At 71.4% G+C, this 14,614-nt stretch carries 17 protein-coding genes; 6 read left to right on the forward strand and 11 right to left on the reverse strand.

The window, feature by feature from the left end; translation table 11 throughout:
- The first annotated feature begins 58 nt into the window (after positions 1 to 58).
- Complete coding sequence (locus AB0910_RS24315; protein ID WP_366746744.1) at positions 59 to 886, forward strand: YceI family protein; 828 nt, start codon at positions 59 to 61, stop codon at positions 884 to 886.
- A gap of 71 nt (positions 887 to 957) precedes the next feature.
- Positions 958 to 1,428 (forward strand): PPOX class F420-dependent oxidoreductase, encoded by a 471-nt coding sequence (locus AB0910_RS24320; RefSeq protein WP_366746745.1) that lies wholly within the window; start codon positions 958 to 960, stop codon positions 1,426 to 1,428.
- A 31-nt stretch (positions 1,429 to 1,459) separates the two neighbouring features.
- Here AB0910_RS24320 and AB0910_RS24325 read toward each other — a convergent pair whose 3' ends face one another.
- The 5 genes from AB0910_RS24325 to AB0910_RS24345 form a co-directional block, all read right to left on the reverse strand.
- A complete protein-coding gene (locus AB0910_RS24325; RefSeq protein ID WP_366746746.1) occupies positions 1,460 to 2,347 on the reverse strand; it encodes a TetR/AcrR family transcriptional regulator in 888 nt (295 codons plus the stop codon).
- Between the two features lie 276 nt (positions 2,348 to 2,623).
- Complete coding sequence (locus tag AB0910_RS24330; protein ID WP_366746747.1) at positions 2,624 to 3,487, reverse strand: response regulator transcription factor; 864 nt, start codon at positions 3,485 to 3,487, stop codon at positions 2,624 to 2,626.
- A 92-nt stretch (positions 3,488 to 3,579) separates the two neighbouring features.
- Positions 3,580 to 4,533 (reverse strand): amidohydrolase family protein, encoded by a 954-nt coding sequence (locus AB0910_RS24335; RefSeq protein ID WP_366746748.1) that lies wholly within the window; start codon positions 4,531 to 4,533, stop codon positions 3,580 to 3,582.
- A gap of 131 nt (positions 4,534 to 4,664) precedes the next feature.
- Positions 4,665 to 5,534, reverse strand: a complete 870-nt coding sequence (locus AB0910_RS24340) for a DUF2797 domain-containing protein (protein ID WP_366746749.1) — start codon at positions 5,532 to 5,534, stop codon at positions 4,665 to 4,667.
- 260 nt (positions 5,535 to 5,794) lie between these two features.
- On the reverse strand, positions 5,795 to 7,237 hold the full coding sequence (locus AB0910_RS24345; RefSeq protein WP_366746787.1) for a SulP family inorganic anion transporter: 1,443 nt from the start codon (positions 7,235 to 7,237) through the stop codon (positions 5,795 to 5,797).
- Positions 7,238 to 7,944: 707 nt separating this feature from the next.
- On the opposite strand from AB0910_RS24345, the gene AB0910_RS24350 reads away from it, so the two are divergent.
- Both AB0910_RS24350 and AB0910_RS24355 read left to right on the forward strand, forming a co-directional pair.
- Positions 7,945 to 8,358 (forward strand): MerR family transcriptional regulator, encoded by a 414-nt coding sequence (locus AB0910_RS24350; RefSeq protein ID WP_366746788.1) that lies wholly within the window; start codon positions 7,945 to 7,947, stop codon positions 8,356 to 8,358.
- A 330-nt stretch (positions 8,359 to 8,688) separates the two neighbouring features.
- A complete protein-coding gene (locus AB0910_RS24355) occupies positions 8,689 to 8,862 on the forward strand; it encodes a hypothetical protein (protein ID WP_366746750.1) in 174 nt (57 codons plus the stop codon).
- 42 nt (positions 8,863 to 8,904) lie between these two features.
- Here the strand turns inward: AB0910_RS24355 and AB0910_RS24360 are convergent, their stop codons facing one another.
- Both AB0910_RS24360 and AB0910_RS24365 read right to left on the reverse strand, forming a co-directional pair.
- The gene (locus tag AB0910_RS24360; protein ID WP_366746751.1) at positions 8,905 to 9,279 is read right to left on the reverse strand and encodes a VOC family protein; all 375 of its coding nucleotides are present in this window, start codon (positions 9,277 to 9,279) and stop codon (positions 8,905 to 8,907) included.
- A 78-nt stretch (positions 9,280 to 9,357) separates the two neighbouring features.
- Positions 9,358 to 10,131, reverse strand: a complete 774-nt coding sequence (locus AB0910_RS24365; RefSeq protein ID WP_366746752.1) for an oxidoreductase — start codon at positions 10,129 to 10,131, stop codon at positions 9,358 to 9,360.
- A gap of 79 nt (positions 10,132 to 10,210) precedes the next feature.
- Here AB0910_RS24365 and AB0910_RS24370 point away from each other — a divergent pair, with 79 nt between their 5' ends.
- The gene (locus tag AB0910_RS24370; protein ID WP_366746753.1) at positions 10,211 to 10,807 is read left to right on the forward strand and encodes a TetR family transcriptional regulator; all 597 of its coding nucleotides are present in this window, start codon (positions 10,211 to 10,213) and stop codon (positions 10,805 to 10,807) included.
- A 32-nt stretch (positions 10,808 to 10,839) separates the two neighbouring features.
- Here the strand turns inward: AB0910_RS24370 and AB0910_RS24375 are convergent, their stop codons facing one another.
- From AB0910_RS24375 to AB0910_RS24385, 3 genes are all read right to left on the reverse strand, one after another.
- Complete coding sequence (locus tag AB0910_RS24375; RefSeq protein ID WP_366746754.1) at positions 10,840 to 11,310, reverse strand: NUDIX domain-containing protein; 471 nt, start codon at positions 11,308 to 11,310, stop codon at positions 10,840 to 10,842.
- Between the two features lie 435 nt (positions 11,311 to 11,745).
- Positions 11,746 to 12,000 carry an HNH endonuclease gene (locus tag AB0910_RS24380; protein WP_366746756.1) on the reverse strand — a complete coding sequence of 85 codons (255 nt, stop codon included), beginning with the start codon at positions 11,998 to 12,000 and terminating at the stop codon, positions 11,746 to 11,748.
- A complete protein-coding gene (locus AB0910_RS24385; RefSeq protein WP_366746757.1) occupies positions 11,955 to 12,377 on the reverse strand; it encodes a YDG/SRA domain-containing protein in 423 nt (140 codons plus the stop codon). The genes AB0910_RS24380 and AB0910_RS24385 overlap by 46 nt, the downstream gene beginning before the upstream one ends.
- 744 nt (positions 12,378 to 13,121) lie before the next feature.
- On the opposite strand from AB0910_RS24385, the gene AB0910_RS24390 reads away from it, so the two are divergent.
- Positions 13,122 to 13,478 (forward strand): hypothetical protein, encoded by a 357-nt coding sequence (locus AB0910_RS24390; protein ID WP_366746758.1) that lies wholly within the window; start codon positions 13,122 to 13,124, stop codon positions 13,476 to 13,478.
- Positions 13,479 to 14,021: 543 nt separating this feature from the next.
- Here the strand turns inward: AB0910_RS24390 and AB0910_RS24395 are convergent.
- Positions 14,022 to 14,594, reverse strand: coding sequence for a hypothetical protein (locus AB0910_RS24395; RefSeq protein ID WP_366746759.1), 573 nt, complete (start codon positions 14,592 to 14,594; stop codon positions 14,022 to 14,024).
- Positions 14,595 to 14,614 lie beyond the last annotated feature (20 nt).

Raw genomic sequence — 14,614 nt, forward strand, 5'->3', positions numbered from 1 at the left:
CCCGCGCACCAGCGGGCGGCCGCCTCGCCACACAGCGCAACCAAGGAGAGAACGCGGGATGGGACTTCGCGCACAGGTCAGGACGCGGGACGGCTGGGCCGTGCAGCACGCGGTCGTGACCCTCACGGACACAGGCGGCAACCAGGTGCTGCGCGCCTCGGCCGACCAGGACGGCGTCGTCACCGCGCCCGACACGCTGGCCCCGGGGCCGTACACGGTGGTCGTCACGGCCGTCGGCTACACCCCGTCGGCGGCGACCGCCCTGGTCACCGCGAGCGGCAGGGCCGACGTCGGCACGGTCGTGCTCGCCCGGCAGGGCGGGTTCGAGCTGCCGGAGACCGGCGCGTGGAGCATCGACCCGGCGCACTCGTCGGTGAGCGCCGTCGCGCAGCACCTGGGCATCTCCAGCGTGCACGGCCGCTTCAACGACTTCGGCGGCACGATCGAGGTCGTCGAGAACGGCGGCGAGTACACCGCGTCCCGCGTCGACGCCGTGATCAGGGCGGCCAGCGTGGACACCGGCAACGCGCTGCGCGACAAGCACCTCAGGTCGCCCGACTTCCTCGACGTCGAGGCGTACCCGGAGATCACCTTCCGCAGCACGGCCCTCACGCCCGCGGGCACCGACCGGTGGACCGTGCACGGCAAGCTCGCGCTGCACGGCATCGAGCGGGACGTCGACCTCGACCTGTCGTACCTGGGCACGGGCGCCGACCCGTGGGGCGGCGTGCGGGCCGCCTTCCACGCCACCACCGAACTCCACCGCGAGGACTTCGCGATGAAGTACAACCAGGTGCTCCAGGCGGGCATCGCGATGGTCGGCGCGGTGCTCAAGGTGGAGCTCCACGTCGAGGCCGTACGGGGCGAGCTGCCGCCGATGCCGTGACCTGCGGCACGGGCGCGGCGCCGCCCGCGACCCGCGGGGCCCTGCGGCCCCGCGGGTCGTAGGCTGCCGCCATGGCACCCAACATCGCAACGAACACCGCCGTCGACCGCGAGGCGCTCCTCGACTTCGTCAGGCCGCGGCACCGCGCCGTCCTCCTCACCACCCGCTCCGACGGCCGGCCCCAGGGCTCCCCGCTGACCTGCGGCGTCGACGACTCCGGCCGGATCGTCATGTCGACGTACCCGGAGCGCGCGAAGACGAGGAACGCCAAGCGGGACACGCGCGTCAGCGTCATCGTCCTGTCCGACGAGTGGAACGGCCCCTGGGTCCAGGTCGACGGCACCGCCGAGGTCCTCGACGTGCCGGACTCCGTCGAGCCGCTCGTCGAATACTTCCGCAACATCTCGGGCGAGCACCCGGACTGGGACGAGTACCGCGCGGCCATGGTCAAGCAGGGCAAGTCCCTCATCCGCGTCACCCCGGAGCGCTGGAGCCCCGTCGCCACCGGCGGCTTCCCCGCGCACCTCGCGCCGCAGGACTGACCGCCCCGGCAGTCCGCCCGTCAGCGCGCGCTCAGGCGGCGGGGCCCGGGCCCCGGTCCACGGCGCCGCCGCCCGCGCCTTCCCCGCGCTGCCGCACGGCGTCGATGCCCGCGACCAGCAGGTCGAGCGCGATCTCGAAGTCCCGCTCGCGCATCTCCTGCACCGTCGCGTCGCCGCGGGCCGCGAGCAGCCTGCCCCGCCCGGCGAGCGCGTCCCTGAGCGCGGGGCGCTCGTCGATGGAGCCCGTCGCGCGCCGGTAGTACTCGTCCTGGCTGAGGCCCGCGTCCGCGCACCGCTGCACGAAGTGGCCCTCGATCGTGCCGAATCCGTACACGAACTGGAAGACCGCCGTGGTCGCCCCGCGCTGTGCGTACGGCGGCAGGCCGGTGCTGCGCACCACGGACTGCACGGCGTGCGAGAACCGGGTCGCGCACGGGCCGATGTTCAGGTACTTGCCGATCAGCGGCGACGCCCACGGGTGCCGTACGAACACGGACCGGTAGCTCGCCGCGAGCGCCCGCAGCCGCTCCGGCCAGCCGGCACCGCCTCCCCCGGCGGCCCCGGCCCCTTCGCCCTCCTCGCCCTCTTCGCCTGCCGGCACGCTGACCTCGCCGAACACATGGTCGAGGGAGAGTTCGAGCAGGTCGTCCTTGGTGTCCACGTACCAGTACAGGGACATGGCCGTCACCCCGAGCTCGGCGGCGAGCCGCCGCATGGAGAACTTCTCCGGCCCCTCCGCGTCCAGCAGCCGCACCGACACCTCGGTGATCCGGTCCCGGTCGAGGCTCGCGGACTCCGCGCCCGCGCCTCCCGACGACTGGTCCGACCGCTCGTGGCGGCGGCCCCGCACCCTCGGCTTGCCCTCGAGCCACACACTCGTCCGGGTGGGACGCTTCGCACGATCGGTTCCGGCGACCATGGGCCAGCCTCCTCGGTTCCTTCCGGCCGGGTGGTGCCGGACCCTTCAGCGGTGTGTACGAGTCGGGCGAGGGGCCCGCTCAGCGCCCGCGCCCGGGGCGGTGGCCCGACGGGCCGCCCTCCGTACGCCTTCCCGTACCGCTCCCATGATCCACCCGGTTCCGGATGTTGCGCCGTGGCTGGTAGTGATCCTTTCGCCGGGTGCTCCACCGCTCGCCGCGCGCCCCCCGCGCGCGCCTCCTTCCCGCGCCTGTGCGCGCTTCCCTCGGGGGCCGGGTCAGCGGACCGTGCCCGGCTCCCCCGGCTTGATCAGGTAGCCGGCGCCGCGCCTGGTGTGGATCATCGGCGGCCGCCCGACGTCGATCTTCCTGCGCAGGTACGAGATGTACAGCTCGACCACGTTCGCCTGGCCGCCGAAGTCGTACGACCACACGCGGTCGAGGATCTGCGCCTTGCTCAGCACGCGCCGCGGGTTGCGCATGAAGTAGCGCAGCAGCTCGAACTCGGTCGCCGTCAGGTGGATGGAGTCCCCGCCGCGGGTCACGTCGTGGCTGTCCTCGTCCAGCGTGAGGTCGCCGACGACGAGCATCGACTCGCTGCGCACGGTGGCCACGCCGGAGCGGCGGATCAGCCCGCGCAGCCGCCCCACCACGTCCTCGAGGCTGAACGGCTTGGTGACGTAGTCGTCGCCGCCCGCCGTGAGGCCCGCGATCCGCTCCTCCACGCCGTCCTTCGTGGTCAGGAAGAGGACCGGCACCTGCGGCAGCTCGCTGCGCAGCCGCCGCAGCACCGCACGCGCGTCCACCGCGGACGCCTCGCCGCCGCCGTCGGCGCCCGCGCCGAGGCCCGCGCCACCCGCCGCACCCGCACCCGCACCCCCGCCGGCTCCGGCTCCGGCTCCGGCTCCGGCTCCGGCTCCGGAGAGCGAGACGTCCCATATCACCGCGTCCGGGGCGAAGTCCCTGGCCGAGTCCATCGCCGATGCGCCGTCGCCCGCGCTGAGCACCTCCCACCCCTCGTACCGAAGGGCCATGGAGAGCAGCTCGGTGAGCGACGCCTCGTCGTCGACGACGAGCACGCGGACGGGACTCCCGTCCGGCTTCAGCATTTCGGTGCGCCCGCGGGGCGAGGTGATCGTCATACTCCTCACCCTCGGCACACCCTCTGAGAGCCGTCTTGCCCCTTTCTGTGAATTGCCTGAGAAAACCCACAGGGAATCCTCAGGGAGAATCCTCAGGGGGCGCCGCCGCCCGCCACCGCCCCGCCGCGGCCCGCGTCCGCCCCGGTCCCCGTCTCGATCCCGAACAGCGACGCCGCGTTCCCGTAGCAGACCGCCCGCAGCCAGGCGTCGCCGAGCCCGAGCCCTTCGAGCGCCGTCAGCTGGTGCGCGTACGGATACGGGATGTTCGGGAAGTCCGACCCGAGCAGCACCCGGTCCCCCAGGTCCGCGAGGCGCGCCCGCGCCCCGGGGTCGCGCGGGAACGGCGTCACGGCCTCCGTGAAGTCCGTGAACGCCATCGTCGTGTCCAGCCGCACCTGTTCGTACCGCTCGGCCAGCTCCATGAACTCCGTGTACTCGGGCATGCCGAGGTGCGCCACCACCAGCGGCAGCCGCGGGTGGCGGGCGAGCAGCGCGCGCACCGGCCCCGGCCCGGTGAAGGCGCCGGGCACGGGCCCCGAGCCGCAGTGCGTCACCACCGGCACCCGCGCGTCGGCGAGCAGCCCCCACACCGGGTCGAGCAGCGGGTCGTTCGGGTCGTACGCACCGACCTGGAGGTGCGCCTTGAACACGCGCGCCCCGCCCTCGACCGCCGCCCGTACGTACGCCCCGGCCGTCGGCTCGGGGAAGAACGTCGCCGTGCGCAGGCAGTCCTGCGTACGGTCGGCGAACCCGGCCGCCCACGCGTTGAGCCACTCCGCCATGCCGGGCTTGTGCGGGTAGAGCATCGACGTGAACGCGCGCACGCCGAAGCCCCGCAGCAGCGCGACCCGTTCGTCCTCCGCGTGCCGGTAGGCGATCGGCCACTCCCGCCCGACGAGGGGCCCCGCGCTGTCGAAGTACGCCCACACCTTGCGCAGCACCCGCTCCGGCATGAAGTGCGTGTGCACATCGACGAGCCCCGGCAGCCCCACCCGCGCGAGGAACGCCCGCACGGCCGCCCGCTCGTCCACCCCTTGATCGCTCATGCCCTCCACTCTGGGCGCGCACGCCGCCCCTGTCCACGAGGTCCCTGTCCTGTCGCCGGAGCGCGCGGGCCCGTGCTCCCGGGCCACGAGGCGCGAGCCATGAGGTGCGAGCCACGGGGCGGGGCCCGCGGTCAGAACAGCCCGTCCTGCACGTCCGTCCGCAGCTCTCGTACGGGCAGGGTGAGCGCCCCAGGGCCCGCCGCGCCCTCGCCCGCGCCGCCCGGGGCGCCGCGCTCCAGCCCCCAGCCCCGCATCAGGCGGCTGTCGACGACCACGATCCCCCTGCCCGCCACGGCGAGATGCAGGTCGGGGCCCGCGGCCGCCACCAGCCGGCCCGCGACCGCGCCGCCGTCGACCAGCTCCGTCACCACGGCGGCCACCGGCACGGCGGCAGGCACCGGGACGGCGGGCACCGCCACGGCGGCAGACCCCGGCACGGCACCGGCCGCCGCAGCGCTCGCGGCGGCAGGCTGTTCGAGGCCGAAGACCCGCGCGTGGTCCACGGCCTCGAACACCGCGGGCTCCAGGGCAGAAGGACGACCGGGCAGGGCCAGCGCGCGGGCATGGAGGTCCGCCAGCTCCGCGGCGCGCTCGGGCCCCGGCGGCAGCCCCGCACGCGCCGCGCGCTTCGCGGCGTACGGGATGCGGTCGGGCACCCCGAGCGCGGCGCGCAGCAGCTCCTCCGTGCGCCGCGCGGCCATCAGCGGACCGCGGCCGAGCCAGCTGAAGGCCACCGCGCCCTGTTCGAGCAGGCGGGCCGCGCCGCGCTCCTCCCGGGTGATGCCGGCCTTCACCATGCCCGGGCCGAACCACGCCAGGTAGACGCGGTAGGGCCGCGGGTCGTCGGCCATCGTGTCGGCGGCGACCGAACGCAGCCGGTCGAGACGCGCGCACTCGGAGCACTGGGCCCCCGTGCTCCGGGCCGGCACCTCGGCCGCGAGCGGGCACCGGCCGCGCCCCGCGCCGGTGCACCAGCGCGGGCCCACGGCACGGAACGCCACCTCGCGTCCATGGACCAGCTCGCTCAGCCGCTCCGCGGCGGCACCGCCGCTATGTCTCCCGCCATACGCACCCCCGTCTTCCCCCGCAGGCCCCTCAGGCCGACGGGACTCCCAGACCAGCCAGGGTCCCGGGGAGCCGCCGCCACCCCACGAAACCCCAGCACAACGCCATGTGTCCGACACTTCTCCGAGAGTAGAGCCGACCACTGACAATCGCCCTGAGCAGCGGAAACGACGTCCGGGACCGAGGTCCCGAGGGCTCAGTGCTCTCCCGCGAGCTCCCCGCTCAGCCGCCCGTGCAGGGACGCACTCGCCTCGTTCAGGCCGGTGATGGTGACCTTCTTGCCGCGCTGCGCGTACTTCGCCTCGACGGCGTCGAGCGCGGCCACCGACGACGCGTCCCACACATGGGTGCCGGACAGGTCGATGACGACGTCGTCCGGGTCGTTCGCGTAGTCGAACCGCGCGACCAGGTCGCCGCTCGACGCGAAGAACAGCTCGCCCCTCACCGCGTACACCACCTGGCGGCCCTCCGGGTCGGTCACCGACGTGACGCCGGCGAACCGCGCCACCCGCCGCGCGAAGATCACCATCGCGACGACGGATCCGACGACGACACCGATGGAGAGGTTCCCCGTCGCCACGACGACGACCACGGTCAGGGCCATCACCGCCGTCTCGCCGACCGGCATGCGCCGCAGGGTGGCGGGCCGTACGGAGTGCCAGTCGAACGTCCCGACCGACACCAGCACCATCACGGCGACCAGCGCCGCCATCGGGATGTCGGAGACGACGGGGCCCAGCACCACGCACAGGACCAGCAGGAAGAACCCGGCGAGGAACGTCGAGAGGCGGGTCCGCGCCCCGCTTTTCACGTTGATCATCGTCTGGCCGATCATCGCGCAGCCGCCCATGCCGCCGAACAGGCCCGTGACGATGTTGGCGACGCCCTGCCCGATGGACTCGCGCCTCTTGTCCGACGGGGTGTCCGTGAGCTCGTCGACGAGCTTCGCCGTCATCAGCGTCTCCATCAGCCCGACCAGCGCCATCGCCAGCGCGTACGGGGCGATGACGGTGAGCGTGTGCGCCGTGTACGGGACGTCGGGGAGGCCGGGCACGGGGAGCGAGGACGGCAGCCTGCCCTTGTCCCCCACGGTCGGCACGGCGATCCCCGCGGCGACCGTGACGAGTGTCAGTACGACGATCGCGACGAGCGGCGCCGGCACGGCCCGGGTCAGCCTGGGGAACAGGACCATGATCACCAGACCGGCCCCGACCAGCGGATACACCGGCCAAGGCACATCGCGCAGGTTGGGCAGCTGGGCGGTGAACAGCAGGATGCCGAGTGCGTTGACGAACCCGACCATCACGGAGCGCGGCACGAACCGCATCAGCTTCGCGACCCCCGCGGCGCCGAGCACGATCTGGAAGACCCCGGCGAGGAGGACCGTGGCGATGAGATAGCCGAGCCCGTGCTGGCGCGCCACCGGCGCGACGACCAGGGCGACGGACCCGGTCGACGCGGAGATCATCGCGGGCCGCCCGCCGACGACGGCGATCACCATCGCCATCGAGCACGCCGCGAACAGGCCGACCTCCGGGTCGACCCCCGCGATGACGGAGAACGAGATCGCCTCGGGGATCAGCGCGAGACCGACGACGAGCCCCGCGAGCACCTCGGTACGCAGCGCCGCGGGCCCCAGCCGCCCGGGCCCGAAGACGCGCGGCCGCCCACCGGGCCCGGCACCGGAACCGGTACCCGGGCCGCGGCCGCCTGCGCCACGGCGCGGCCTGGGCAAGGAGAGACCGGGCACGGCAGAGCACCACCTGAGAAGTCGGGGACCGCGAGGCCCGGGGGTTCGGTCGGACGGGCGGACGGACGGGCGTGTGGGCGTGTGGGCGTGTGGCACCCTGCCGACCGCGCGACGTGCAGGTCCGCGGACGTATGTGCGGATGCACGGGACCGTACGGATCCACGGGCGTACGGATGCACGGACGGCGCGGCTGTACGGCTGTACGGCTGTACGGCCGCGGACGGTACGGGCGGATGCCGCGCGCGGCCGGCGGACCGGCGTACGGCAACCGCGCAACGGCCGCACGACCGCACACCGGCACGGCCGCGCGACGACCACGCCGCCCTGCCGCCGCACAAGCGCAAACCCTACCCTAACGTAAGGGTAGAGATGCCCCTCGTCGGAGTGGCCCGCGGTCGCGGGGCCGCCGCCGGATGGCCCTCCCCGGGCACCGCCGCGACCAGCCGGCGGCCCGGCGGCTGAGATGCTTCTCCCCTGGCCGGCAGATGGCCCAGCAGAGGAACCGGCAGAGGAACCGGCAGACGGATCGACACATGGATCGGCAGACTCGACCGGCAGAGAGGACGGGCGCGGTGCACACGGGCAGCTCCGAACACATGGACACGCACCTGCACATGCAGATCGGCGAGGTGGCAGCGCGCACCGAGCTGTCCCTGCGCACGATCCGGCACTACGAGGACGTGGGCCTCGTCACCCCGTCGGCCCGCTCCCAGGGCGGCTTCCGCCTCTACACCGACGGCGACGTCCAGCGCCTGATGGTGATCCGCCGCATGAAGCCGCTCGGCTTCTCGCTCGACCAGATGCGGGACCTGCTCACCGTCACCGACCGGCTCGACGCGGACGAACCGCTCACCGACCAGGAACGCGCCGAACTGGCCGCCCGCCTGCGCGAGTTCGAGGAGGCGACGGCGACGCGCGCCGCCGAGCTGCGCGTACAGCTCGCCCGCGCAGAGGAGTTCGCCCAGACCCTCCGCGCGAGGGCCACGAAGGCGGCGCGTCCGCAGTCCTGACCGGCGCGGTCCCGACCGGCCCTGCTCCACGGGCCCGTTACCCGCCGTCTCTACGCAACTCCTCCCGCGGGGGGCTGAGTTGCGGCAGACTGGTACGGCTCCCATCGACGGGGGATGGGGCGCCGCGCACGGCTGCCACGGATCCGCCATCCCGGCGCGTGCGACACGCGGTTCCCCATGAATGACGGTCGGCCCTGTCCGGCCGTAAACAGCGTGGGTGTCGGGTCGGAGCCCGAAGCTCCGTGAACCGGAAGGAACCCTGCGCATGGCGAGCGCAACTGAACCGTGAGGGCCAGGCCGCTGCTCGGCCTGGCATCAGGTGGTCTCCTGGTGCCCGTCGCAGTGGCCCATCCATGGATCGGCGCGGCCGCCGTCCTCTGCCCGGTCGTCCTCTTCTGCTGCGTCGTACTTCCCGGTGTGTGGTCGGCGAACCCGACCCGCCGCCGGGACGCCCGCGTCATGGTCGAACTCCTCCTCGATCCCACGAGGAGCAGACGCCGATGACCGCACCCCGCCACCTTTGCCGCGCGCCGCCGTCCGGGCCGCTCAGCCGGCCTGGGCGGGCCGCAGGCAGAAGGGGTGTCCCGCCGGGCCGGCGTAGACCTTGGCCTGCCGCGCGTGCGGAGCGACGTCGTCCGTGGGCCGGAGCCTGGCGGCACCGGCCGCGGTCGCCACCCGGTCGGCGGCGGCGAGGTCGCTCACGGCGAGGTCGAGGTGCATCTGCTGCGGGGCGCCGTCCGGCCAGTCGGGGGCGACCTGCGCCGGAGCCGACTGGACCACGAGCACCGGGAAGCCCGGGGCCTGGACGAAGTGGTGCGTCGGCGTCCTGGTGAGCGAGCCGCCGAGCAGCCGGTGCCAGAAGGCGCTCTCGGGCTCGGGGCCGGCCGCGTCGATGATCACGGAGCTGAGGGTGATGTCCACGGTGGTCTCCCGTCTCTCGTGGCCTGCCGTCGCTCAGGCGGCAGGGGTTCAGGCGGCAGGGGTTCAGACGACAGGGGTTCAGACGGCAGGGATGATGCCGCCGTCGACGCGGAACTGCGCCCCAGTGAGCCACTTCGCGCGCCCGGACGCGAGGAACGCGATCATCTCGGCGACGTCCTCGGGGTCCCCGGGGTGGCCCATCGGCACCTTCAGGCGGTCGACGAGCTGCCGCGCGACCTCGTCGGGGGCGACTCCCTGCCGGTCGGCGACCTGACGGAGGTGCGCCTCCGCCCCCTCGGTGACGACGAAGCCCGGCAGGACGCACACCACGCGCACCCCGTACTCGCCCACCTCGGTGGCCAGTTCGCGGCTGTACGTGTTCAGCGCGGCCTTCGCGGCGGCGTACGACGCGTCCGCGCGCTGCGGGAGGCGGCTCGCGATCGAGGAGACGTGCACGACGACGCCGCTCCCCCGCTCGACCATCCCCGGCACGAGGGCACGGTCCAGGCGTACGGCGCTGAGCAGGTTCATCTCCAGGTCCGCGCGCCAGGACGCGTCGGAGCGGACCAGGGTCGGCGCGGGGGCGCTCGCCGCGCCCGCGTTGTCGACGAGCACGTCCACCCCGCCGAAGCGGTCGACGACCTGCCGGCCGAGCTCCGCCGCGCCGTCCTCCGTCGACAGGTCGGCGGGGATGAACGTGCCGGGCAGGTCCTTCTTCGGCCTGCTGCGGGAGGCCGTCAGAACGTTCGCGCCCGCGGCGGCGAACCGGCGCGCCGTCGCCTCGCCCAGGCCGCGGCTCGCGCCGGTGACCAGGACGCGGAGCCCCTCAAGCTGCTCTCCCGGGTCCGCCATGGAAACCCTCCTCGATAAGATGAGTCCGACTCCGGAAACGATACACAAACGGAGTCGGACTCACATTAGGGAGGCCCTGTTGCCGTCATCACGTCCCCCGCGCGCCGAACGTCCCCTGCGCGCCGACGCCCGGCGCAACCGCGAGGCGCTCCTCGCCGCGGCGCGCGACGCGTTCCTCGGCGACGCAGCCGACGCGCACGTGGAGGAGATCGCCCGCAGGGCAGGAGTGGCCATCGGCACGCTGTACCGCCACTTCGAGACGCGCGAGGCCCTCGTCGAGGAGGTCTACCGGAAGGAGGTCGACGAGCTGTGCGCCGCGCCCGAGGAACTCCTCGCCCACCACGCCCCCGCCGAGGCGCTGCGCCGCTTCCTGCTGCTCCTCGTGGACCACGCGGCCGTGGGCAAGGGGATGGCCGTCGCACTGGAGAGCATCATGGCGACGGACTCGCCGGTCTTCGACAACGCCCGCGCCCAGATGACGAACGCGCTCACCCGCCTCCTCGGCGCGGGCGCGCGGGCCGGCACCCTGCGCGACGACATCACCGGCCCCACCCTGCTGCGCGCCCTCGGCGGCATCTGCGCGATGCGCGCAACGGAAAGCTGGCAGGCCGAAGCCCGCCAGATCACCACCCTCCTCCACGACGGCCTACGCCTCACCACCCCCGACGAGACGTGAGCCCCGGGCCCGCCCACCCACGTCCGAAGGAGTCAGCCGAGACAGGGCCGCTCACGACGCTCCAGGAAGTGCTGGATCCGAAGCCGCTGCGTGTGGTGGATCGGCAGCTGATCGAGCTCCTCCGGGCGGACGTACCGCAGCTCCGTGGACTCGTCCGAGATCGCGAGCCGGCCGCCGACCACGCGGGCGGTGAAGCAGATGTTGAACTGCCTACGGACCTCGCCGTCGGAGTACGCGATGACGTGGCGCGGGTCGGTGTACGTGCCCACGAGCCCGGTGATCTCCACATCGAGACCGGTCTCCTCCTTCACTTCACGGACGGCAGTCCCCGGGAGCGAGTCGCTCATCTCCATACCGCCACCGGGCAGCGCCCAGAGGCCGTTGTCCCGTCGGCGCTGGAGGAGGATGCCCCCCTCGTCGTCGGTGACCACGGCGGACGCGGCGGCCACCAGGCTGTTCGGCTCAGGGGCCGCCGGATCGTCGTAGTACTCGGTCCGCGCCATGGTCACCCTTCGCTTGCCAGCTTCGCGGTGGCCACCGCGGCCCCCGCCACGGCGCCGATGCAGGAGCTCGTACCCCGGAAAGGACGACCCGCTCCGCGCGCGCCACGGGCACCGTGAAGTCCCGGGCGGCGCCCTGGGGGAATGCCAGAGGCCCCGGAATTCTCCGGGGCCTCTGGGGTGCTGTGCACTCGGCAGGATTCGAACCTGCAACCTTCTGATCCGTAGCTCTAGCCGGATCGGTCAGCACGGGTCGTACGGGCTACCGACCGGCTCCATAGGGGCGCTACCGGACGGAGACGGCCAGCGAGGTTGCTGTATTTCGGTGCTGTACGGCAACGGCTCCGGAGAGCCTCTGCCCCCGTCGTGTTATCGCATGTCAGCGGTGTTTCTGTGGCTGCATCGGCCATGCCTGGCCGCGAATAGGCCGCAACTCGCTTACTGACGCCACCGCTCGCGGTGATGCCGAACGCGATCCAGGTTGATGACGTGCTGTGGATGTGTCCTCAAGATCCCTACCTCTTCGCCACCACGGATAATGCCGAGGTCGTCGCCAAGGACGATGGCACCGCCGTCGAACATGACATGACAGGTCGGGCAAAGGCACAGCACGTTGTCCGTCGTGTCCGGCCCGTTGTGCGGGCTCCCTACAGCCTGAATGTGCGCTCCTTCGCTGTAGACGCCGCCCGGCAAGGTGATCGTGAGTCCGCAAATCTGGCAGGCGCCGGCGTGCCACCTCTTGACCTGCCGAGTGACTGCGGTGCTGCGGACGACACGAACGGCAAGCCTTCGAGGTGGCTGGTTACCAGAGCTGCGTTACCCGAGTCTTCCAAATCCTGAGCACTCACCTGGTTCCCTGAGGAGTCTCGGCCTCCGTGACCGGTGTAGATGATCACCGAGCCATGGTCTTCGTCGTCCTTGTATCCGCCGGAAACGACGATGGACTCGGTACCCGTATTTCCAGTGCCGCAGATGCCAGCCTGTAGGGGCCGGTGGGCACCTGCGTCATGCGCAAGGCGGCGAGAGTCAAACAGGGTGTTGGGGGGAACGTTGGGCAGCTCACCAATCATGCAGACAGCTTGCCACGAGGCACTGACAGCGGGAGCTGGAGACTAATGCGTCCGCCGAACTGCGCACGTTGGTGTAGCCGCGCCCGCTCCGACTGTCGTAGGCACACTCGACAGATGACCAGGGAGGCGAGACCTCATCGAACTGTCAGGCAGACTGACGGCATGACAGTTGAATTGGGAGATTTGGCCACTTGGCTCACTGCACTCAGCACGGCCGGCGCTTGGTCCGCCGCGCTTGTCACCATGCGACGGGAGCGACGAGTCCGCGAGGCATCGGAGAAAGCCAGTCTGGGACGCGAGGAACGAAGCCAGGCAGTTCAGGTCTCCTCCTGGTACGGAGGCCGATCGCCCGGTAGCGAGGAAAGCTCACTGATACTACTCAACCGATCAAGTACCCCAGTATATAAGGTAGTTGCATCCATGGTTTTCGCCAGAGGCGCCGCCCCTCGGACTGGAGAGGAGCTTAAGGATTTTCCCGACCATCACGCTTGCCTAACAGTCCTCCCGCCGGGCATTTGGAAAGTTCCTGCCCCGGAAGGCTGGCAAGGAATGCATAGATCACCCGCCGCCGAGATTGCATTTAGCGATTCGACCGGCTTGCACTGGGTGCGCAGACTCGACGGAAGATTGTCCAAGCTCCCGACAGATCCATTTACTCACTTTGATATACCGAAACTCGTCCCTCTATTGACACCTGCACCAATAAATGAATAGGTTTCACTTTCAACACGACAGGAGCGCTTTATGAAAATAGCCCTGGCAGTCGGTACGGCGTTGGGCGGGTTCCTACCTTTGATTGCCCTGCTGTGGGGATGGCTGCTAACCAAACGCGACTACGACAAGCTCGTGGCCGATCTTGACGCGATCGATGCCGTGATCCAGGGGGCGGACACGGATTACCCGGGGCCCGACGGAAAGTCCGCAGCAATGATCGCAATCCGCTCACCCGAAGGTAACTGGGGCAGGATCATGTACACCTTCGAATGGGTGAAGCGCATGATCCTTAAGCAAGCCCTGAACGACTTGACGGGGCCAGCCTGGCTCGCCTCGGTGGGCTTGATAATCGGAACAACATCTGGTGTTTGGTCAGTTTGGGAGTAGGAAGCTGTACCCGCCGATAGTGGCGTAGTGATCGACATCCCATCGGCACCCATCACTCTCCCCAGCTCCCATCCCTTCCGCCTTCGACCCACAGGGCGCGGTTCAGGGCGTCAAGGTGGAGCGCACCACTGTACGAACGACCTTGACGCCTTGGGCCGCGACTGCTCGGCTCTGCCTGGGTCGAAGGCGGTCGGGATGGGAGCACCACGACGCTCGCCCCGCTCCGGCCGGCACTTGCGAACGGCGCCCCGTCCATCCCGGAGTCTGAGCGCCCCCGCCGGAGGCATCGTCTTGAAGCCGCAGGCTCGGTTCTCGTCTCATGCCCCACGGGCCTACACAGCGGGTGCGCGTCGGCGGCGGCAGCGCCGAGCGGGCCGAAGGCAGGAGCGCGGGCGCAGCCAGAGCCGGGAAGCGTGCCCGGCGGAGCGGAGCGCAGCTGGGTGCCTTGACAAGGTAGGGAAGTTTGCAACTAACCACCGTTGCCTCAGCGTCCACGAATAAGCCTTGTTCATCTTCACGCACGAGCGCGACAGGACAGAAGCCTCATTCGCTGATGGCGTCCCCTGAGCGCGCGGCGGGCAGCAACAGATCCCGCTCTGGATGCTGCTCGCCTGTCACACGGCCCTGTACTCCCAGATCCTCCCGGGCGGACTCGTGGAAGGCGTTGATGGCGCGGAAGGCGAGGCGGTTGCGTTCCCTCCACTCCTCCAGGGTGCCGGGGACCTTTCCGGTGGCCTGCCAGTCGATCGCGCGGACCGCGGCGTGTAGTTCGTGGGCCGCTTCGATGACGTCGTCACCACCCAGCAGCATGATCTGCTCGAAGGAGCGGCCCTGGAAGCGTTCGGCCTCGGCCAGATCGGCGACCATTTCGGCCTCGGGGATGTCACTTCGGCGCAGGCCCTCGCGGTGCTCGTAGAGCCTCACGGCCAGGAAGATGCCGGTGCGCACGCGGTCGACGTACTGGGAGTAGGCGTCGAGCTTGCGGTCGTCCCAGCGGGTCAGCAGCTCGTACTTGACCTTGCTGCGCTCGGTCAGGTGGTTGGTGAGGTGCGTGGTGAGCGCGCCGAGCAGCACCGCCGCCACCGTCACGATCTGCTCGCCGGTCCCCAAGCCCATCCCCCACGGGTGCGAGTCAT

It is taken from the genome of Streptomyces sp. NPDC047002 (assembly GCF_040704505.1).
In the GTDB taxonomy this organism is placed as follows: domain Bacteria; phylum Actinomycetota; class Actinomycetes; order Streptomycetales; family Streptomycetaceae; genus Streptomyces.

What these genes read in the sequence shown, in the direction of transcription:
- AB0910_RS24315 (WP_366746744.1), top strand. Translation starts at nt 59, where the DNA reads ATGGGACTTCGCGCACAGGTCAGGACGCGGGACGGCTGGGCCGTGCAG.
- AB0910_RS24320 (WP_366746745.1), top strand. Translation starts at nt 958, where the DNA reads ATGGCACCCAACATCGCAACGAACACCGCCGTCGACCGCGAGGCGCTC.
- AB0910_RS24325 (WP_366746746.1), bottom strand. Translation starts at nt 2,347, where the DNA reads ATGGTCGCCGGAACCGATCGTGCGAAGCGTCCCACCCGGACGAGTGTG.
- AB0910_RS24330 (WP_366746747.1), bottom strand. Translation starts at nt 3,487, where the DNA reads ATGACGATCACCTCGCCCCGCGGGCGCACCGAAATGCTGAAGCCGGAC.
- AB0910_RS24335 (WP_366746748.1), bottom strand. Translation starts at nt 4,533, where the DNA reads ATGAGCGATCAAGGGGTGGACGAGCGGGCGGCCGTGCGGGCGTTCCTC.
- AB0910_RS24350 (WP_366746788.1), top strand. Translation starts at nt 7,945, where the DNA reads ATGGACACGCACCTGCACATGCAGATCGGCGAGGTGGCAGCGCGCACC.
- AB0910_RS24365 (WP_366746752.1), bottom strand. Translation starts at nt 10,131, where the DNA reads ATGGCGGACCCGGGAGAGCAGCTTGAGGGGCTCCGCGTCCTGGTCACC.
- AB0910_RS24375 (WP_366746754.1), bottom strand. Translation starts at nt 11,310, where the DNA reads ATGGCGCGGACCGAGTACTACGACGATCCGGCGGCCCCTGAGCCGAAC.
- AB0910_RS24385 (WP_366746757.1), bottom strand. Translation starts at nt 12,377, where the DNA reads ATGATTGGTGAGCTGCCCAACGTTCCCCCCAACACCCTGTTTGACTCT.
- AB0910_RS24390 (WP_366746758.1), top strand. Translation starts at nt 13,122, where the DNA reads ATGAAAATAGCCCTGGCAGTCGGTACGGCGTTGGGCGGGTTCCTACCT.
- AB0910_RS24395 (WP_366746759.1), bottom strand. Translation starts at nt 14,594, where the DNA reads ATGGGCTTGGGGACCGGCGAGCAGATCGTGACGGTGGCGGCGGTGCTG.